General features: G+C 63.3%; 21 protein-coding genes and 1 pseudogene. 5 read left to right on the top strand and 17 right to left on the bottom strand.

Annotation, left to right across the window (positions count from 1 at the left end):
- Positions 1 to 30: 30 nt before the first annotated feature.
- Positions 31 to 525, bottom strand: coding sequence for a peptidylprolyl isomerase (locus ACCQ16_RS04970; RefSeq protein ID WP_277569865.1), 495 nt, complete (start codon positions 523 to 525; stop codon positions 31 to 33).
- A 241-nt stretch (positions 526 to 766) separates the two neighbouring features.
- On the opposite strand from ACCQ16_RS04970, the gene typA reads away from it, so the two are divergent.
- The 3 genes from typA (at position 767) to ACCQ16_RS04955 (ending at position 4,837) form a co-directional block, all read left to right on the top strand.
- Positions 767 to 2,596 carry a translational GTPase TypA gene (typA, locus tag ACCQ16_RS04965; RefSeq protein WP_003486646.1) on the top strand — a complete coding sequence of 610 codons (1,830 nt, stop codon included), beginning with the start codon at positions 767 to 769 and terminating at the stop codon, positions 2,594 to 2,596.
- A gap of 67 nt (positions 2,597 to 2,663) precedes the next feature.
- Positions 2,664 to 3,083 (top strand): DUF2127 domain-containing protein, encoded by a 420-nt coding sequence (locus tag ACCQ16_RS04960; protein WP_372380345.1) that lies wholly within the window; start codon positions 2,664 to 2,666, stop codon positions 3,081 to 3,083.
- A 104-nt stretch (positions 3,084 to 3,187) separates the two neighbouring features.
- Positions 3,188 to 4,837 (top strand): amidase, encoded by a 1,650-nt coding sequence (locus tag ACCQ16_RS04955; RefSeq protein ID WP_277573188.1) that lies wholly within the window; start codon positions 3,188 to 3,190, stop codon positions 4,835 to 4,837.
- Positions 4,838 to 5,078: 241 nt separating this feature from the next.
- Here ACCQ16_RS04955 and ACCQ16_RS04950 read toward each other — a convergent pair whose 3' ends face one another.
- On the bottom strand, positions 5,079 to 6,206 hold the full coding sequence (locus tag ACCQ16_RS04950; protein WP_008571659.1) for a mechanosensitive ion channel family protein: 1,128 nt from the start codon (positions 6,204 to 6,206) through the stop codon (positions 5,079 to 5,081).
- Between the two features lie 100 nt (positions 6,207 to 6,306).
- Entirely contained in the window at positions 6,307 to 7,689 is a 1,383-nt protein-coding gene (locus tag ACCQ16_RS04945; protein ID WP_031421281.1) for a class II 3-deoxy-7-phosphoheptulonate synthase, read from the bottom strand.
- A 246-nt stretch (positions 7,690 to 7,935) separates the two neighbouring features.
- On the opposite strand from ACCQ16_RS04945, the gene ACCQ16_RS04940 reads away from it, so the two are divergent.
- Complete coding sequence (locus tag ACCQ16_RS04940) at positions 7,936 to 10,059, top strand: TonB-dependent receptor (protein ID WP_277573174.1); 2,124 nt, start codon at positions 7,936 to 7,938, stop codon at positions 10,057 to 10,059.
- Between the two features lie 46 nt (positions 10,060 to 10,105).
- Positions 10,106 to 10,415: pseudogene (locus ACCQ16_RS04935) on the top strand (hypothetical protein); the annotation flags it as partial.
- A gap of 148 nt (positions 10,416 to 10,563) precedes the next feature.
- On the opposite strand, the gene ACCQ16_RS04930 reads toward ACCQ16_RS04935, so the two are convergent.
- The 14 genes from ACCQ16_RS04930 to rpsN all read right to left on the bottom strand — a co-directional run bounded on the left by ACCQ16_RS04930 (position 10,564) and on the right by rpsN (position 19,483).
- Positions 10,564 to 11,082 (bottom strand): disulfide bond formation protein B, encoded by a 519-nt coding sequence (locus tag ACCQ16_RS04930; protein WP_008571663.1) that lies wholly within the window; start codon positions 11,080 to 11,082, stop codon positions 10,564 to 10,566.
- 441 nt (positions 11,083 to 11,523) lie between these two features.
- Positions 11,524 to 11,907 (bottom strand): 50S ribosomal protein L17, encoded by a 384-nt coding sequence (rplQ, locus tag ACCQ16_RS04925; RefSeq protein ID WP_003486665.1) that lies wholly within the window; start codon positions 11,905 to 11,907, stop codon positions 11,524 to 11,526.
- A gap of 180 nt (positions 11,908 to 12,087) precedes the next feature.
- Positions 12,088 to 13,086: a DNA-directed RNA polymerase subunit alpha gene (locus ACCQ16_RS04920; protein ID WP_002811635.1), complete on the bottom strand. Its 999-nt coding sequence runs from the start codon at positions 13,084 to 13,086 to the stop codon at positions 12,088 to 12,090.
- A 53-nt stretch (positions 13,087 to 13,139) separates the two neighbouring features.
- Positions 13,140 to 13,766, bottom strand: coding sequence for a 30S ribosomal protein S4 (rpsD, locus tag ACCQ16_RS04915; RefSeq protein ID WP_372380218.1), 627 nt, complete (start codon positions 13,764 to 13,766; stop codon positions 13,140 to 13,142).
- Between the two features lie 15 nt (positions 13,767 to 13,781).
- Positions 13,782 to 14,174, bottom strand: a complete 393-nt coding sequence (gene rpsK / locus ACCQ16_RS04910; RefSeq protein ID WP_003486671.1) for a 30S ribosomal protein S11 — start codon at positions 14,172 to 14,174, stop codon at positions 13,782 to 13,784.
- Between the two features lie 10 nt (positions 14,175 to 14,184).
- Complete coding sequence (gene rpsM, locus ACCQ16_RS04905) at positions 14,185 to 14,541, bottom strand: 30S ribosomal protein S13 (protein ID WP_003486672.1); 357 nt, start codon at positions 14,539 to 14,541, stop codon at positions 14,185 to 14,187.
- Positions 14,542 to 14,873: 332 nt separating this feature from the next.
- Positions 14,874 to 16,238, bottom strand: a complete 1,365-nt coding sequence (gene secY / locus ACCQ16_RS04900; RefSeq protein ID WP_008571664.1) for a preprotein translocase subunit SecY — start codon at positions 16,236 to 16,238, stop codon at positions 14,874 to 14,876.
- Positions 16,239 to 16,245: 7 nt separating this feature from the next.
- A complete protein-coding gene (rplO, locus tag ACCQ16_RS04895; RefSeq protein ID WP_003486676.1) occupies positions 16,246 to 16,689 on the bottom strand; it encodes a 50S ribosomal protein L15 in 444 nt (147 codons plus the stop codon).
- 4 nt (positions 16,690 to 16,693) lie between these two features.
- A complete protein-coding gene (gene rpmD / locus ACCQ16_RS04890) occupies positions 16,694 to 16,885 on the bottom strand; it encodes a 50S ribosomal protein L30 (protein ID WP_003486678.1) in 192 nt (63 codons plus the stop codon).
- A complete protein-coding gene (rpsE, locus tag ACCQ16_RS04885) occupies positions 16,878 to 17,420 on the bottom strand; it encodes a 30S ribosomal protein S5 (RefSeq protein WP_003486682.1) in 543 nt (180 codons plus the stop codon). The genes rpmD and rpsE overlap by 8 nt, the downstream gene beginning before the upstream one ends.
- Before the next feature lie 159 nt (positions 17,421 to 17,579).
- Positions 17,580 to 17,939: a 50S ribosomal protein L18 gene (gene rplR / locus ACCQ16_RS04880; RefSeq protein WP_003486684.1), complete on the bottom strand. Its 360-nt coding sequence runs from the start codon at positions 17,937 to 17,939 to the stop codon at positions 17,580 to 17,582.
- Between the two features lie 91 nt (positions 17,940 to 18,030).
- Positions 18,031 to 18,558: a 50S ribosomal protein L6 gene (gene rplF / locus ACCQ16_RS04875; RefSeq protein ID WP_031421274.1), complete on the bottom strand. Its 528-nt coding sequence runs from the start codon at positions 18,556 to 18,558 to the stop codon at positions 18,031 to 18,033.
- A 15-nt stretch (positions 18,559 to 18,573) separates the two neighbouring features.
- Complete coding sequence (gene rpsH, locus ACCQ16_RS04870; protein WP_003486688.1) at positions 18,574 to 18,972, bottom strand: 30S ribosomal protein S8; 399 nt, start codon at positions 18,970 to 18,972, stop codon at positions 18,574 to 18,576.
- A 205-nt stretch (positions 18,973 to 19,177) separates the two neighbouring features.
- Positions 19,178 to 19,483: a 30S ribosomal protein S14 gene (rpsN, locus tag ACCQ16_RS04865; protein WP_008571667.1), complete on the bottom strand. Its 306-nt coding sequence runs from the start codon at positions 19,481 to 19,483 to the stop codon at positions 19,178 to 19,180.
- Between the last annotated feature and the right edge of the window lie 6 nt (positions 19,484 to 19,489).

Genomic DNA, 19,489 nt, shown 5'->3' with positions numbered 1-19,489 from the left:
CGCACATGGCGGCCGTTCGACGGGATGCGATCAGGCGGCGAGGATCTTGTTCCACTCCGCAACGCGGTCGGCCTTGGCGGCCAGCACGGCGTCGGTGTCGCCTTCGATGGTGAGCCTATTGATGGTGTCGCCCTGGGCAACGCTATCGACCACGTCCAGGCCCTGGGTGACCTTGCCGAACACGGTGTGCTTGCCGTCCAGCCACGGGGTGGCGGTGTGGGTGATGAAGAACTGGCTGCCGTTGGTGTTCGGGCCGGCATTGGCCATGGACAGCACGCCGCGCTCGTGGCCGACGCCATTGTTGGTCTCGTCTTCGAAACGGTAGCCCGGGCCGCCGCGGCCGGAACCTTCCGGGCAACCGCCCTGGATCATGAAGTCGGCGATGACGCGATGGAAGCTCAGGCCGTTGTAGAAGCCGCGCTTGGCCAGGTTCACGAAGTTGGCAACCGTCAGCGGGGCCTTGTCCGGGTACAGCTCGACGACGATCGGGCCGCGGGAGGTGTCGAAAGTGGCGATCAGGGACATAGAAATCCTTGCAGGTTCTGGGGTGATCAATAGCCCGCTAGGATACACCCGGGTGCGTGGCCGGCCGCATGGGTACGACCATCGTTCAACGCTCCCGCCCGCCCGGCGCGCGGCCCGTCACGCTGGCTGAATGGGCGATCTGAATCGACTCCGGGCAATCGGCAACGGCAGCGCAACGAAACCGCTATAATGTCGGGCTTACCTCATCTCAAGACTGGCGCCAGACAGGGGCCCTTTCCGCATGTCTATCGAAAAACTCCGCAATATCGCCATCGTCGCGCACGTCGACCATGGCAAGACCACCCTCGTCGACTGCCTGCTGAAGCAGTCCGGCACCCTGTCCGAACGCACCGTGTTGGCTGAACGCGTGATGGACAGTAACGACCAGGAAAAGGAACGTGGCATCACGATCCTGGCCAAGAACACCGCCATCACCTGGCAGGGCAACCGCATCAACATCGTCGACACCCCCGGACACGCCGACTTCGGTGGCGAAGTCGAGCGCGTGCTGTCGATGGTGGACTCGGTGCTGATCCTGGTCGACGCGATGGACGGCCCGATGCCGCAGACCCGCTTCGTGACCCAGAAGGCCTTTGCGATGGGCTTCAAGCCGATCGTGGTGGTCAACAAGATCGACCGTCCCGGCGCACGCCCTGACTGGGTGATCGACCAGGTGTTCGACCTGTTCGACAAGCTCGGCGCCACCGACGAGCAGCTGGATTTCCCGATCGTCTACACCTCCGCACTGAACGGCTACGCCAGCCTGGATTCGGACGTGCGCGAAGGCGACATGACCCCGCTGTACGAAGCGATCATGCAGCACGTCTCGGCCCCGGACGTGGACCCGGACGGCCCGTTCCAGATGCGCATCAGCCAGCTGGACTACAACAACTTCGTCGGCGTGATCGGCATCGGCCGCATCCAGCGCGGCACGTTGAAGAAGAACATGCCGGTCAGCGTGATCGACCGCGAAGGCAAGAAGCGCCAGGGCAAGGTGCTGCAGGTGCTGGGCTTCCTGGGCCTGGAGCGTATCGAGCAGGACACCGCCGAGGCCGGCGACATCGTGGCCATCTCCGGCATCCAGGAACTGACCATCTCCGACACCGTGTGCGCGCTCGATCATCCCGAAGCGCTGCCGGCGCTGACCGTGGACGAACCGACCATCTCGATGACCTTCCAGGTCAACAACTCGCCGTTCGCCGGCAACAAGGACCTTTCCGGCGGCAAGTTCCTGACCAGCCGCCAGCTGCGCGACCGTCTGGACCGCGAGAAAGTGCACAACGTGGCGCTGAAGGTCGAGGAAGGCTCGGACGCCGACAAGTTCCTGGTCTCCGGCCGTGGCGAGCTGCACCTGTCGGTGCTGATCGAAAACATGCGTCGTGAAGGCTACGAGCTGGCCGTATCGCGCCCGGAAGTGATCATCAAGGAAATCGACGGCAAGTTGATGGAGCCGATCGAGCAGCTGGTGGTGGACATCGAAGAACAGCACCAGGGCGGCGTGATGGAAAAGCTGGGCACCCGCAAGGGCCAGCTGAAGAACATGGAGCCCGACGGCAAGGGCCGCGTGCGCCTGGATTACATGATCCCGGCGCGTGGCCTGATCGGCTTCCAGAATGAATTCCGCACCCTGACCCAGGGCTCGGGCCTGCTGTTCCACGTATTCGACCACTACGGTCCGAAGGAACAGGGCGCCATCGCCAAGCGCCAGAACGGCGTGATGATTGCCAATGCACCGGGTGCGACCCCGGCATATGCCTTGGGGCCGCTGGAAGAGCGTGGCCGCCTGTTCGCCGCCGAAGGCGACAACGTGTACGAAGGCCAGCTGGTGGGTATCCACTCCAAGGACAACGACCTGACCGTCAACGCGATCAAGACCAAGCCGCTGACCAACATGCGCGCCTCGGGCAAGGACGATGCGATCAAGCTGACCCCAGCGATCAAGTACACGCTGGAACAGGCGCTGGACTTCATCGAGGACGACGAGCTGGTGGAAGTCACCCCGAAGGAAATCCGCCTGCGCAAGAAATTCCTGACCGAAAGCGACCGCAAGCGCGCTGGCCGTTCGGGCTGAGTTGTTGAGCTGACGCGTGAGTAACAAACCCTATAGCCCGGATCCGCGCGCGCATCCGGGACTGCATGTGATCGCCTTGCTTGAGGCGGTCAAGGGGACGCTTGCGCTGTTGGCGGCGACGGGCCTGGAAATTCTGGGCCCGCTCCCGCTGCAAAACGCGGTCATCACCCTGATCCGCCGCTTCAACCTGGACCCCGGCCACGGCGCACTGCCGTCGTTGCTCAAGACCATCAGCCCCGATGCGGTGCATCTGGCCGCTGCCGCCATGCTGGCCTATGGCCTGCTGCATGTGGTGGAAGCCTGGGGTCTGTGGCGTGCCAAGGCCTGGGCCTCGGTGCTGGGCTGCCTGTCGGCGGCCATCTATCTGCCTTTCGATATCTACGCCATCGTGCGGCATCCCGGCTGGACCGCCTGGGGTGTGCTGGCGATCAACCTGCTGGTGGTCGGCGTGCTGGCACGCGACCTGGTGCGACGCCGCCGTCGCTGAGCCTGCCTGCCCGTTGGCGGGCACGTCCTTACGTTGTCACCCCGACGCAGCGCCGTTAGCCTGCGACTTCTCCCCGGGGACGACCATCCATGCGATCCACCCTTTTGTCCTTCGCGCTGCTTGCCGCGCTGTGCGGCTGTGTGCATGCCGATGTTCCGTCGCGTTCTGCGGCCAGCGCTGCCGACGCGTCCACCGCCCACCCTCTCGATCTGAGCGAGGCCGACGTGGCCGGCCTGCAGGCGCGCATGGCCAGCGGCCAGAGCAGCAGCCTGCAACTGACGCGCGCGTATCTGCAGCGTATTGCCGGCATCGATCGCGCCGGCCCCAGGCTCAACGCGGTGATCGAACTCAATCCACAGGCCGAAGCCGACGCACGCGCCCTGGATGCCGAACGCAAAGCCGGCCACGTGCGTGGGCCGCTGCACGGCATCCCGGTGCTGCTCAAGGACAATATCGACGCGCTGCCGATGGTCAACAGCGCCGGCTCCCTCGCCCTGGCCGAGTTCCGCCCCGCTCGCGATGCGTTTATGGTGCAGCGCCTGCGCACCGCCGGCGCGGTGATCCTGGGCAAGACCAACCTCAGCGAATGGGCCAATTTCCGCTCCACCCAATCCAGTTCCGGCTGGAGCGGACGCGGGGGGCTCACGCGCAATCCATATGCGCTGGATCGTAATCCCTGCGGCTCCAGTGCCGGCACCGGTGCGGCCATCGCGGCCAGCCTGGCCACCGTCGGCATCGGTACCGAAACCGACGGCAGCATCACCTGTCCGGCATCGGTCAACGGCCTGGTCGGGCTCAAGCCGACCGTTGGCCTGGTCAGTCGCGACGGCATCATCCCGATTTCCGCCAGCCAGGACACCGCCGGCCCGATGACCCGCAGCGTCGCCGATGCGGCTGCAGTGCTGCAGGCCATTGCCGCACCCGACCCGCAGGACCCCGCCACCGCCAAGGCGCCGGCGACCAGTGTCGATTATCTCGCCCACCTGAAACCCGACAGCCTGCGTGGCGCGCGCCTGGGCCTGTTGCGCAACCCGCTGCGCGAGGATCCGGCAATCGCCGCGGTGCTCGACCGCGCCGTGCGCACCCTGCGTGACGCAGGCGCCACCGTGGTCGAGACCGCCCTGGCCACGGATGGCAAGTGGGATGCTGCAGAGCAGATGGTCTTATTGGTCGAATTCAAGGCCGGCTTGAACGCGTATCTGCAGAACCACCACGCGCCTGTGGCGAACCTGGAGCAGTTGATTGCGTTCAATCGCAAGCACGCGCAGCGCGAAATGCCGTACTTCGGGCAGGAATTGTTCGAACAGGCGCAGGCAGCGCCCGGTCTCGACGATGCGGGGTATCTGAGCGCGCGCGCCAACGCCAAGCGATTGGCGGGGCCGGAAGGCATCGACGCAGCCTTGAAGGCAGATCGCCTGGATGCCTTGATCGTGCCCACGACGGGCGCGGCGTGGATCACCACACTCGGCAAGGGCGATACCTTCCCCGGCGCCGGCTATGGTGCCGCGGCGGTGGCCGGCTATCCAAGCCTGAGCGTACCGATGGGACAGACCCAGGGCTTGCCACTGGGCCTGTTGTTCATGGGCACGGCCTGGAGCGAGCCGCGCCTGATCGAGCTGGCGTATGCATACGAGCAACGCAGCCATGCGCGCTTTACGCCTGGCTATGCGCCGAGTGCGCCGGCTGCGCCAGGTGGGGCCACGTCAGGCACGACACCCGTCGCGCCTGCGCCCGGTTCGCGCCAGCATGATTGACCGCCGCTATACCTGGCGCCCAAGAAGAATGCCCTGGCGGGTGCTTGTGCAACTGCCTGCCGAACACATTCGATGCCGGCAGTTGCGCAACACCACCCGATAAAAGCAGTCCCACAAAACGCAACGAGCGTCGCCAGGCGGGCGTGGGCGGCGCGCAAGAACCGCCTGCCCGCGGAATACATGCCGGTTCCGGGCACCGGCCGCACGCGCCTGGCTGGGATGCCGTCGTTTTCTTGGCGCGCTAGATGCTGGCCGCAGGCTCGCCGTCTTCTGCGCCCGGCGAGCGCACGCTCTCCTGTGCAATCGGCTCGGCAGGGCGTGATGGCGTTCTTTCCTGCGTTGCGATTTCGGCGCGCAGCCTCGGCAAGGCATACGCATGCTCGCGGGTCAGGAAATCGATCATGCGTTCGCGCACCAGGCAGCGCAGATCGAAGGCATCGCCGGAATTGCGCGCGCTCACCAGCAGTCGCACCTGGATGGTGTTGTCGCTGGTGTCGGTAATCTGGGTCACGCACACGCGGCCGTCCCATAGCGGTTCGCTGTGGCAGATACGCTCCAGTTCCGCACGTACCGCTGCAATCGGCGTACGGTAATCCAGCCACAGGAACGCGGTGCCGAGCAGATCGGCACTGCTGCGCGTCCAGTTCTGAAATGGGTTTTCAATCCACCAGGTCAGCGGCACCACCATGCGGCGCTCGTCCCAGATCCGCACCACCACGTACGAGCTGCCGATCTCTTCGATGCGGCCCCACTCGCCTTCCACGATCACTACGTCATCCAGGCGAATCGGCTGGGTCAGTGCAATCTGCAAACCGGCGATCAGGTTGCCGAACACCGGTTTGGCCGCGATACCGGCCACCAGCCCGATGATGCCGGCCGACGCCAGCAAGGTCTTGCCGATCTGGCGTACCTGCGGGAAGGTCAGCAGCACCACCGAAATGCCGAGCAAGATCACCGTGCCCATCAGCACGCGGCTCAGCACCCGCGTCTGGGTCTGGATGCGCCGCGCGGTGAGGTTGTCCGACACCTCGATCGGATTGCTGCGCAAGATCGCCGCCTCGCCGGCGGCCACCGCGCGTACCAGCAACCAGGTGACGCAGCCGACGATTCCCAGGTGCAGCAGATGCTGCACCGCTGCCAGCGCCTTGCCGGCCAACGGGGTCGCTTCGGTGGCAACCCCCAGAAACAACAGCGGCAAGATAAACGCCGCCGGTAGCGTGATCACGCGAATGATGCGCGCACGGCGGTAGTCGCGACCCTGCATGCGGCGAAACAGCCACAGCATCAACGACCAGGTGACGATGCCCGCCAGCAGCGAGGCACCGAGCGGAATTGCATATTCGCGGATGACGTTCCAATCGGCAGTCAAACCGTTCCTCCTGTGGGGGGAAAGAGGGATGGCTGCCAGAGCATGCCGCACGCGGCATGAGCATCACGTCATGCGCACACGTTGATCATCCGCCCAGCGGCTACGAAGCCACCTGTTGTTGCTTGCGCACGATCGCCATCGCAATTTCCAGCGACTGTTCGTAGTTCAGCCGCGGATCCACGCTGGAGCGATACGCCCGTTCCAGATCGCGCTCGGTGAGCTCGCGCGCACCGCCGGTGCATTCGGTGACATCTTCGCCGGTAAGTTCCAGATGCACGCCGCCCAGCCGCGTGCCGGCGGCCGCGTGCAGGTCGAAGGAGGTCTCCACTTCGTTGCGGATATTGTCGAAACGCCGCGTTTTATAGCCATTTCCGGTGCTTTCGGTATTGCCATGCATCGCATCGCACACCCACAGCACCCGCCGCCCGTCGCGCTTGACCGCATCCAGCAACGGCGGCAATTTGTCGGCGATCTGCGCCGCGCCCATGCGATGGATGAAGCTCAAACGCCCGGGCTCGTCCTCGGGATTGAGCACATCGATCAGGCGCAGCAGCTGGTCCGGCTGCACCGACGGACCCACCTTGATCGCGATCGGGTTACGCACGCCACGCAGGTATTCCACGTGCGCGCCATCCAGCGCGGCCGTCCGCATCCCGATCCACGGGTAGTGCGTGCTGAGATTGAACCAGCCCCACTGACGCGGCACCTGACGGGTCAGGCCTTCTTCGTACGGCAGCAACAACGCCTCGTGCGAGGTGTAGAAATCGATGCGATTGAGGTTGTACACCTCTGCCCCGGACAGCGTTTCCATGAAGCGCACGGCGTCGCCGATCGAGGCAACCATCTTCTGGTAGTCCGCCGCCAGCGGCGAATAGCCCACCCAGTCCAGATTCCAGTATTCGGGGTGATGCAGGTCGGCGAAGCCGCCGTCGATCAACGCGCGCACGAAGTTCATCGTCATCGCCGAGCGCGAATGTGCGGTGATCATGCGGCGCGGGTCGGGCACGCGCGCGGCCTCGGTGAAGGCCGGCGCATTGATCACATCGCCGCGATAGCTCGGCAAGGTCACGCCATCGCGCGTTTCGGTGTCGGCCGAGCGCGGCTTGGCGTATTGCCCGGCAAAGCGACCCACCCGCACCACTGGCAAATGCAGGCCGTGCACCAGCACCAGGCTCATTTGCAGCAGCACCTTCAAACGGTTGGAGATGGTGCCCGATTCGCAATCGCTGAAATTTTCGGCGCAATCGCCACCCTGCAGCAGGAAGCGCTTGCCTTCCTGCGCTTCGGCCAGCTGGCGCTTGAGCGCAAAGATTTCCCACGAGGTCACCAGCGGCGGCAGCCGCCCCAACTCGTGCATGGCCGCCTGCAGCGCGTTCTCATCCGGGTACACCGGCAGCTGCAATGCAGGCTTGCCGCGCCAGCTGTCCGGCGCCCACGCTGCGGCGGCCGAATCGGTAGCGGAAGTGGCAGCGGAAAGATTCATGAAAGGACTCCTAGGCAGCCTGCGATGTTGGCAGAGCCGGAACGCTACGCAAAGCGCCTGAAGGCCAATGGCACCGAATTGCCGCCGCGTCCGTCCGACGTGCGGTCGCGCGCCGGCCCTTTCGACCTGAACAGCAAACAACATCGCCCGTCGAGCCATGACTTTCGACCTACGCTAGCGCTCGCCAAAGCGCTCAACGTTACAAAATAACAACACCCTCCCCCTCACCCGCCTCGCGAAACTGCCATGACTCCTCGTCTTCTGTCTGCTGCCATCACCGTCGCCCTGCTGGCCGCCCCCATCGGTGCGGCGTTTGCCGCCGATGCCGACTCCGAACGCACGACCGATCTGGACACGGTCAACGTGATCGCCAAGCTCGAGGCGGCGCGCAATGCCCTGTCGCCGGACATCGGCAGCAGCCAATTTGCCATCACCGCTGACGATATCGATCGCCTGCCGCTCGGCGCGGCGACTCCACTCAATCAGGTCCTGCTGCAGGCGCCGGGCGTGGTACAGGATTCCTACGGCGGCATTCACGTCCGCGGCGACCACGCCAACCTGCAGTACCGCATCAACGGGGTGATGATTCCCGAATCCATCTCCGGTTTCGGCCAGAGTCTGGAGCCGCGCATCATCAAGAACCTCAAGCTGCTCGATGGTGCGCTGCCGGCGCAGTTCGGCGACCGCACCGCAGCCGTGGTCGACATCACCACCAAGAGCGGTGCCGAACTCGGCAATGGCGGCAGCGTCGGCATCACCGCCGGCTCATTCGGCACCATCAACCCCAACGCCTCGCTGTGGGGCAGCAGCGGGCGTTGGAGCTGGTTCGTCAGCGGCGATTACGACCAGAACAAGAATGGCCTGGAAAACCCGGTCGACAGCCTCAACCCCATCCACGACAAAACCCATCAGGGCAAGGGCTTCGCCGATCTGACCTACCTGGTCAACGAGAACACCCGTCTCAGCCTGCTGGTCGGCTACGCGAACAACCGCTTCCAGATCCCCAACAATCCGGGGCAGACGCCAGCCTTCGATTACCTGGGCACCACCGATTTCGACTCCTCGCGCCTGGACGAGAACCAGCGCGAAAACACCCGTTTCGGCACCCTGGCCCTGCAAGGCACGCTCGGCGACACCAACTATCAGCTCTCCGCCGGCCAGCGTTACAGCAGCGTCGCCTTCTCCCCCGACGTCGCCGGCGACCTGATCTTCAACGGCATCGCCTCGCAGGTGGACCGCAGCAACCGCGCCAATACCGTGCAGGCGGACTTCGCAACGCCATGGGGCGGCTCGCATACGCTGCGCTACGGCGTGTACGGCAATTTCGAACACGCCATCGCCAGCAACAATTCGTCTGTCTTCCCCGCCAACGATGACGGCAGCCAGAGCAGCAACGTGCCGCTGTTCATTCCCGACGGCAGCCGTTTCCATGCCAGCACCTACGCGCTCTACCTGCAGGACGAGTGGAAGATCGGCGAAGATTGGACCGTCAATTACGGGTTGCGCGGCGACAAGTACAAGGCCTTCGGCACGACCGAAGGTCAGCTCAGCCCGCGCCTGGGCGTCATCTGGCACGCCACCGACAGCACCACCGTGCATGCCGGATACGCGCGTTACTTCACCCCGCCGGCCAGCGAGCTGATCTCCACCAGCGACATCGCGCTCTACGACGGCACCACCAACCAGCAGTCGGCCGGTGACGGCCCGACCACGCCACTGAGCGAACGTAGCGACTACTACGACCTGGGCATCTCGCAAGTGGTCACCGACCATCTGACGCTTGGCCTGGACACCTATTACCGCAAGGCCGACCGGCTGCAGGACGAAGGCCAGTTCGGTGCCGCCTATATCTATTCCACCTTCAATTACCGCTATGGCCGCATCCGCGGCGCCGAATTCAGCGCCGACTACACCAACGGGCCAGTGACGGCATATTTCAACCTCGCCTACAGCAAAGCCATGGGCAAGCGGGTCATGACCAGCCTGTACAACTTCGATCCGGATGCGCTGGCCTACACCTACGACAACTGGATCCACCTGGATCACGACCAGAAGCTGACCTCGTCCGGCGGCATCAACTACGCCTTCAGCGAAGGCAGTAAGGTCGGCCTCAACTATCTGTTCGGCAGCGGCTTGCGCACCGATACCGACACCGTGCCCAACGGCGCCTCGCTTCCGTCGTACTTCCAGTTGAATGCCAGCGTCGGCCACGACTTCGACGTCAATACGCATCCGCTGCATGTGCAACTGGCCGCGGTCAATGTCCTCAACCGCAGCTACCAGTTGCGCGATGGCGGCGGTATCGGCGTCTTCGCGCCGCAGTGGGCGCCGCGCCGCGGCGTCTATGTGAGCCTGCAGCAGGACTTCTGACGCGGTGCAAGGCGGCGAATGGACCGGAACAACACCGGCCCATTCGTTGCCGAAGTCCGATGCCAAGCCTGCAGCACGGCTGGCCACGCTGCGGACCGCCTGCCTGGCTGATGCGCATCGTTTGGCAGACACGTAAATATCGGCTTATCGATTGAAGCAATGCCGCGATCCATCCGCGCTAGCCAGCGGAAAGAGCCAGGAATCAGTCACGTCTCCAATGTCGTTCTTGGCGCTCGCGGTCGACACGCCGCAGACGCATGCAAGCGGCAACAACGGCATCCAGTATCAAGGCCAGGAAGCAGACGCGTCGAGCAAGCGCAGCGCAGGTCGGGCGCCTTGCGACGAATCAAGCCGCCCGACCTGCAGCGGATCAGGCGGCCCTTCAACCGCCAACCGCGCAGCAGCCTCGCCTGAGCAGCGCACAGCGCCCGTTGCCCATCACGATCCCACTGCACGCCTACAAGGCTGCCGCAGGGCTTTGCGAGCCGCTAGACCTGTCATGCGTCAGTGATGGACCGAGCTACGCCGCGCCTTGAAGCCCGCGTACAGCGCCCACAGCGCCAACCCCACGAACCACACCATGCTCCACATGGGCATGCTCAACCCGAGGAAGCGCCAATCGATATTGCCGCAATCGCCGGTGCCGGTCAGCACGGTGCGGAACACCTCGAAGGGCCCCATGGTCTCGCTCAGAAAGCTCAACGGCGGCCCGCACGAAGACATCATGTCCTTGGGCCGGATCTGCACCCACACATGCCGCGCAGCGATGCCCATGCCCACGCCCGCGGCGATGAAACTCAAGACCCCATAGACCTTGCGCCCGGCGGCGGCACGCGGCCCATGCAGCGCGCCGAGCAGAAAAAACACGGCCAGCGCCGCGAAGGCGATCCGTTGGAAGATGCACAGCGGGCAAGGCTCCAGACCCAGATGCAACTGCACATAGATCGCGTAAGCCAGCAATCCTGCGCATGCAAGAAAGCCCAGCAGAAACTGCGCCCGGAAACTCCAGCGAAATGGATTCATCGTCACTGCTTGCCTTGGGTCAAGTCGTCGATTATCAGCCATCGCCACGGCCGTGACCACGCATGACTGAGCGGGCAGTCCAATCGCGCGAGCGTCTGCTGCTTGTGCGCTGCAGCGCCGCCGCGGCACGGGGTGACACGCATGCGATGTCCGAAAGACCAGGGCCCACCGCACGCCCACCCGCGAGCGGCAATCCAGAGCCCGCAAGCCGTCGTCGACCAAGCGGAAGGAGATTCCAATTGGCCCAGCAAGCGGCAGCAGCTGCACTGGATCATAGGCTTTGGCGACGTCGCCCTGCTTGCTGCGTAACGCACACATCCACGCGCACGCACGCGTGCCCGTGCAGTCGACAGCCGTCGGCAGACACGCAGTTTCAAGCATCCAACAAAAAAGCCCGGCGTCAGCCGGGCTTCTTCGAGAATCTGTGCAGCAGCGATCCGATTACTCGGCCACTTCTTCGGCAACGACCGGACGGTCGACCAGCTCGACATACGCCATCGGCGCATTGTCGCCGGCACGGAAGCCGGCCTTCAGGATGCGCAGGTAGCCGCCGGGACGGGTCGCGTAACGCGGGCCCAGTTCGACGAACAGCTTGCCCACGGCTTCCTTGTCGCGCAGGCGAGCGAACGCCAGACGACGATTGGCAACGCCATCGACCTTGCCGATGGTGATCAGCGGCTCGGCGACGCGACGCAGTTCCTTGGCCTTCGGCAAGGTGGTCTTGATCAGCTCGTGCTTGAACAGCGAGGCGGCCATATTACGGAACATGGCTTCGCGATGCGCGCTGGTGCGGTTGAACTTACGGCCGGATTTCTGGTGACGCATGAGTATGGTTTCCTAGGGAATGTTGAGACTGCTTGAGAAACGTTGTCGCCATCCTGGCGCTGTTGAATGGACTGCGGTTGGTCCGAGCCGGCCGTCCTTGAACCGGATGTCATCGCAGGCTTTAACCCGTCGATGTAGAAAACAAACATGGGCGCCCGAAGACGCCCATGCCTTGATGCATTAACCAAGCATGCCGTGCTGGGCGACACCGGCCGGCGGCCAGTTCTCCAGCTTCATGCCCAGCGCAAGGCCGCGCTGTGCCAGCACTTCCTTGATTTCTGTCAGCGACTTCTTGCCCAGATTCGGGGTCTTAAGCAGCTCGACTTCGGTCTTCTGGATCAGATCGCCGATGTAGTAGATGCTCTCGGCCTTGAGGCAGTTGGCCGAACGCACGGTCAGCTCAAGGTCGTCGATCGGACGCAGCAGCACCGGATCCACGCCGCTGGCAGCCGGCTTGGCCGCACCGCGATCGCGGTGGGTGAAATCGCCGAACACCGACAGCTGATCGCTGAGGATGTCGGCGGCGGTGCGCACAGCTTCCTCGGCATCGATCGTGCCGTTGGTTTCGATATCGATGACCAGCTTGTCGAGGTCGGTACGCTGTTCGACGCGCGCAGCTTCCACGGCGTAGGCAACGCGACGCACCGGCGAGAACGACGCATCCAGCATCAGACGACCGATGGTGCGGGTCTCTTCATCCGGGCGACGACGCGCAGCAGCCGGCTGGTAGCCAAAGCCACGCTCGATCTTCAGGCGCATGTTCAATGCGGTGTCTTTGGTCAGGTGGCAGATCACGTGGTCGCCGTTGATGATCTCAACGTTGTGATCGGTCCTGATGTCTGCCGCAGTGACCGTACCCGGACCCTGCTTGGACAACGACAGCGTGGCGCTGTCGCCACTGTGCATACGAATCGCCACGTCTTTCAGGTTCAGCAGGACGTCAAGCACGTCTTCCTGCAAACCTTCCACCGTGGTGTACTCGTGCAGCACGCCGTCGATCTCGACCTCGGTGATCGCAAAACCGGGGATCGACGACAACAACACACGACGCAGGGCATTGCCCAGCGTGTGCCCGTAACCGCGCTCCAAGGGTTCGATCACGACCTTGGCGCGGTTGTCGGTAAGACGTTCGATCTGCGGACCACGGGGGCGCAGAACCTGGTTGGCGGTAACCGTCATGTTGCGGGGTCTCCTGCGAACCTCCGGCAGTACCGGAGGTTCTCCAATGTGAATTACTTCGAATACAACTCGACGATCAGCGCTTCGTTGATATCCGAAGGCAGGTCAGCGCGATCCGGAACGGCCTTGAACACGCCGCTGAACTTCTTCGAATCGACTTCAACCCACGACGGCGTAATGTCGTGCTGCTCAGCCACGGTCAGGGCTTCCTGCACGCGGAGCTGCTTCTGTGCCTTTTCCGACAGCGTGATCGCATCGCCAGCCTTGATCTGGTACGAGGCCAGATTCACCGACTTGCCGTTGACCAGCACGCCACGGTGCGACACCAGCTGGCGCGCGGCCGGACGGGTGACGGCAAAGCCCATGCGGTAGCAGACGTTGTCCAGACGGGTTTCCAGCAACTGCAGCAGGTTCTCGCCGGTGTTGCCCTTCTTGGTCGAGGCCTTCTTGTAGTAGTTGCGGAACTGACGTTCCAGCAGACCGTAGATACGCTTGACCTTCTGCTTTTCGCGCAGCTGGGTGGCGTAGTCGGAGAGCTTGCCCTTGCGAGCCGCACCGTGCTGGCCGGGCTTCTGCTCAAGCTTGCACTTGGAGTCCAGCGCACGCGCCGGGCTCTTGAGGGAAAGGTCGGCGCCTTCGCGACGCGCGAGCTTACAGGTAGGACCGATATAACGAGCCATTTCTTATCGCTCCCTTTAGACGCGACGCTTCTTCGGCGGACGGCACCCGTTGTGCGGGATTGGCGTCACGTCGATGATGTTGGTGATCTTGTAGCCCACGTTGTTCAACGAACGCACGGCCGACTCACGGCCCGGACCCGGACCCTTGATACGCACTTCCAGCGACTTCACGCCGTAATCGAGCGCAGCGCGGCCAGCCTTCTCGGCGGCAACCTGGGCAGCGAACGGGGTCGACTTGCGCGAACCACGGAAACCGGCGCCGCCGGACGTAGCCCACGACAGCGCGTTGCCCTGGCGATCGGTGATGGTGACGATGGTGTTGTTGAACGAAGCGTGGACGTGAGCGACGCCGTCAGTGATGACGCGCTTGATCTTCTTCTTCGTTTTCTTTTCTGCTGGCTTGGCCATGATCTATCCCTTACTTCCTGATCGCCTTGCGCGGACCCTTACGGGTGCGGGCGTTGGTACGGGTGCGCTGACCACGCAGCGGGAGACCACGGCGATGACGCAGACCGCGATAGCAGCCCAGGTCCATCAGTCGCTTGATCGCGATACCGATTTCGCGGCGCAGGTCGCCTTCGACGACATACTTGCCGACTTCGGCGCGCAGGCGCTCGATTTCGGGTTCGGACAGATCACGAATCTTCGTGGTCGAGGTAACGCCTGCGGATTCGCAGAGCTTCTTCGAACGGGTACGGCCGATGCCGTAGATGCTTTGCAACCCGACCCAGACGTGCTTCTGGGCTGGCAGGTTGACGCCTGCAATACGCGCCATGACGCGATTCTCCAACTGAGTGATGGCCCGACAGCGCCCAGGCGCCATCCGGCAGGATGGATCAAAAGTGAACTCGGAATTATAGCAAGGCCTCGGATTGCTTTGAAGCCCGTGGAACCAGAGGTTCCATGGACCCGGCGTGGGGAGTGTGCCCTCGCTCCGGCGCCGGACGGTGTTGATCCAGAAAACTACTCCGAATCGCCTGTGCTACTCCCGCACAGGACCACCCCGTCACACCCGCGCGCGAGACGTCGCGCGAGCCGCCCTTCTGATCGGAAGATCGTGGCCCGGGAACCGGGCCGTCTTCACGCAATGAAGATCTAGTGTACCACTTAACCGCGCGCAAGACCGCCGCGCGAGCCGCCCTTGAGGTTGGCCTTCTTCAGCAAGCTCTCATACTGGTGCGACATCAGATGCGCCTGAATCTGCGCAATGAAGTCCATCACCACGACCACTGCAATCAACAGCGAGGTGCCGCCGAAGTGGAACGAGGTGCCGAGCTGCGTGCGCATGATTTCCGGCAACAGGCACACGATCACCAGGTACAGCGAACCGGCCGCGGTCAGGCGCGTCAGCACGCCATCGACGTAGTCGGCGGTGGCCTTGCCAGGACGGATGCCCGGAATCAGCGCGCCCGACTTCTTGAGGTTGTCGGCGGTTTCCTGCGAGTTGAACACCAGCGCAGTGTAGAAGAACGCAAAACCGATGATCAGCGCAGCGAAGACCAGCATGTGCACCGGCTCACCGGGCCCAAGCGCGTTGGCGATCTTCTGCAGCCAAGACCCCACCCCACCCGACGCCGCCTGGCCCGACCACATCGACAGCGTCGCCGGGAAAGCGAGGATGCTGGACGCAAAGATCGGCGGAATCACGCCGGCCATGTTGAGCTTGAGCGGCAGGAACGAGGTCTGGTTCATGTACGCATTGCGACCGCCCTGGCGGCGCGCGTAGTTGACCGTGATCCGGCGCTGCCCACGTTCGACAAATACGACGAACAGCGTGAACGCCAGGATCGTGATGACGATCAACAGCAGCGAAATGAAGCTCAGATTGCCTTCGCGGAAGGCTTCGACCGTCTGGATGGCTGCCGACGGCAGGCCAGCCACGATGCCGGCAAAGATGATCAGCGATACGCCGTTACCGATGCCGCGCTCGGTGACCTGCTCGCCTACCCACATCAGGAAGATGGTGCCAGCGGTTAATGCGATCACCGCGGTGAGCACGAAGCCCATGCCCGGCGCATACACCACCGGAGCGCCACCGGGCGCGGTCTGGTTCTGCAGTGCCAGCGCGATACTGCCGCCCTGCACCACAGCCAGCAACACCGCACCGATGCGCGAATACTGGGTGATCTTGCGTCGACCCGACTCGCCTTCCTTCTGCATCGCCTTGAGGGCGGGAAAGATATGCGTGGCCAACTGGATCACGATCGACGCCGAGATGTACGGCATCACGTTCAACGCAAAAATACTGAAACGGTGCAGGGCGCCGCCCGAGAACATGTTGAACATGTCCACGATGCCGCCGCCCTGCGCCTGCATCAACGAAAGCATGGCATCGGGATTCACGCCCGGCACCGGCACATAGCAGCCGATGCGATAGACGATCAATGCCCCGAGGACGAACAGTAGCCGCTGGCGAAGTTCCGTGAACTTGCCGAGCCCGCCACCGAGGTTACCAATGCCAGCCTGCGCCATCTGCCGATTACTCCTCTACGCTGCCGCCGGCAGCTTCGATTGCCGCCTTGGCGCCTGCGGTTGCCGCAACGCCCTTCAGCACGAACTTCTTGCTCAGCTCGCCCTTCAGCACGATCTTCGCCTTCTTGGCGCGGCTCGGGACCAGATTGGCCGCACGCAGCGCTGCGAAGTCGACATCGCCGGCATCCAGCTTGTCCAGCTGGTAGGACAACACTTCTGCGGTATCGCGCGCCATCTTGGAGCGGAAACCGATCTTCGGCAGACGGCGCTGCATCGGGGTCTGGCCGCCCTCGAAGCCGGCCTTGATCTTGCCGCCGCCCTTACGAGCGAACGAGCCCTTGTGACCGCGACCAGCGGTCTTGCCGAGGCCCGAACCGATACCACGACCGACGCGGGTGCGCTCGGTACGGGCGCCGTCGGCCGGCTTGAGGTCATTAAGACGCAGAGTCATGGGATTACTCCTCAACCTTGACGAGGTAATGAACCGTATTGATCAGGCCACGCACCTGCGGGCTGTCCTTCAGTTCACGCACATCGTTCAGCTTATTCAGGCCCAACGCACGCACCGACAGGCGGTGACGCGACTGGGTTCCACGCAGGCCACGCACCAGGCGCACCTTCACGGTCTTGTTGGTGTCCTTAGCCATGGTTGAGCTCCTCCACCTTCTTGCCGCGCTTGGCCGCAACGCGTGCCGGCGACTGCACTTCCGACAGACCCTTCAGGGTCGCACGGACCAGGTTGATCGGATTACGCGAACCGACAGCCTTGGCCAGCACGTTCTTGACGCCAACCGCTTCCAGCACAGCGCGCATGGCGCCGCCTGCGATGACGCCCGTACCTTCCGAAGCCGGCTGCATGTAGACGCGTGCTGCGCCATGGCCGGACTTGACGGCATGCCACAAGGTGCCGTTGTTCAGATCGACAGTGGCCAGATTCTTGCGCGCCTGTTCCATCGACTTCTGGATGGCAACCGGCACTTCGCGCGCCTTGCCGTAACCGAAACCGACCTTACCCAGACCATCGCCGACCACGGTCAGCGCGGTGAAGGTGAACTGGCGACCGCCCTTGACCGTCTTGCTGACGCGATTGACCGCGACCAGCTTTTCGATCATGCCATCGTCGACTTTCTCTTCGCGGTTACGGTCGCGATCACGACCCCGCGGTGCACGTTCTTCTGCCATCTTGATTCCTTGATTGATTGAGTATGTACGGCTCGAAGCCGCTTATGGCTGTGAAGTGAAGCGGTGTTCCCGGCACCGTTGCAAAAGAACGGGACGGTCCGGCATCTCCCTGCCGGCGGTATCGCGAAGGTGGTCGATGACCACCTCCGCAGCAGTGCTTTAGAACTGCAGGCCGCCTTCGCGCGCAGCGTCGGCAAGCGCCTTGATGCGGCCGTGGTAGCGGTAGCCCGAGCGGTCGAATGCGACCTTCTCGATGCCTGCAGCCTTGGCGCGCTCGGCGATCAGCTTGCCGACCTTAGCGGCCGCATCGCTGTTCTTGCCGTTCTTCAAGCCATCCTTGACGTCGGCCTGCAGGGTATTCGCAGCAGCGATCACCTTGGAGCCGTCGGCAGTGAAGACCTGCGCATACAGATGTTGACCGGTGCGCAGCACCGACAGACGGGCAACGCCGAGCTCACGGATGTGCGCACGGGTGGACTTGGCGCGACGCAGACGGGCGATGTTCTTGTTGATGCTCATGATATTTATCCTACGAAAGCTGAAGGAAAACAGGCTTTTACATTGAAAAGTCCGGCCATGGATGGCCAGGCTCCTCGCAGAGGGACCTGCCTTACGCCTTCTTGGCTTCCTTGCGAATGATGACTTCACCGGCGTACTTCACACCCTTGCCCTTGTAGGGCTCCGGCGGACGGAAGCCGCGAATCTTGGCGGCAACTTCGCCGACGCGCTGCTTGTCGGCGCCCTGGACCACAATTTCGGTCTGGGTAGGAGTCGACAGCGTGATGCCTTCCGGCGCCACGAACACCAACGGGTGCGAGAAACCGAGCGCCAGGCTCAGGTCCTTGCCCTGCATGGCAGCACGGTAACCGACGCCGACCAGCTCGAGCTTGCGCTCGAAGCCTTCGGAGACACCCTTGACCATATTGGCCAGGATGGCGCGCACGGTGCCGGTGAGGGCGATCTGCGACGGATCGTTGGCCGACAGCGTGGCAACGTCGCCATCGATGGCGATTTCGACACCAGCCGGTTTGGGCAGGGTCAACGTGCCCTTCGGGCCCTTGACGCTGACCAGCTCAGGCTGGACCTTGAGTTCAACACCCTTCGGGAGGGAGACAGGCTTCTTGGCTACACGGGACATGTTCGATTCCTTCCCTTAGGCCACGAAGCACAGAACTTCACCACCAACGCCGGCTTCGCGAGCCTGCGCATCGGTCATGATGCCCTTCGACGTGGAGATGATGGCAATACCCAGGCCACCGAGGACCTTGGGCAGCTCGGTCTTGCCGCGGTACTGGCGCAGACCCGAGCGCGAAAAACGCTTCAGGGTCTCGATGACCGGGCGGCCTTCGAAATACTTCAGCACGATTTCCAGTTCCGCCTTGTTGTTTTCGGTCTGGGTCACGCGCAGGTCGGTGATGTAACCCTCGTCCTTCAGGACCTGGGCGATCGCAACCTTAATCTTGGACGACGGCAATTTCACCGTCTGCTTACCAACCGCGGCCGCATTCTTGATGCGAACCAGCAGGTCGGCGATGGGATCAGTCATGCTCATGTGAGTACCTTTGAGTGCACCGATATCCGCTTTCGCGAAAATCTTGTGTTTTCCTGGGGACGGGCCAGGACCCTTGACGCCACGCCAAGCCCGAACGGGCAAGACAGAAGCGGAAGTATACGACAAAAGAGCCCGACTTGCGTCGGACTCTCTTGTTGAACAGAACCATCCTGTTCAAATCCGGCCGCGAACGGCCGGAATGCTGTTACCAGCTCGCCTTACGCAGGCCCGGAACGTCGCCGTTCATCGTGGCCTTGCGCAGCATGTTGCGACCCAGACCGAACTTGCGGTAGACACCGCGCGGACGACCGGACAGCTCGCAACGGTTGCGATAGCGGCTCGGCGACGAATCGCGCGGCAGCTTCTGCAACTTGGTCGACGCTTCGATCTTCTCTTCGTAGGACGCATCCTGACTGGAGAGGATCTTCTTCAGCGCATCACGCTTGCCGGCGAATTTCTTCGCCAGCTTTGCACGCTTGATGTCGCGGTGGATCATGGAGGTCTTTGCCATTTCGGA

This window comes from Xanthomonas sp. NCPPB 1062 (assembly GCF_041481705.2).
In the GTDB taxonomy this organism is placed as follows: domain Bacteria; phylum Pseudomonadota; class Gammaproteobacteria; order Xanthomonadales; family Xanthomonadaceae; genus Xanthomonas; species Xanthomonas euvesicatoria.
Note: the sequence above shows the minus strand (reverse complement) of the source record. Positions and strands in the feature narration are given on the sequence as shown.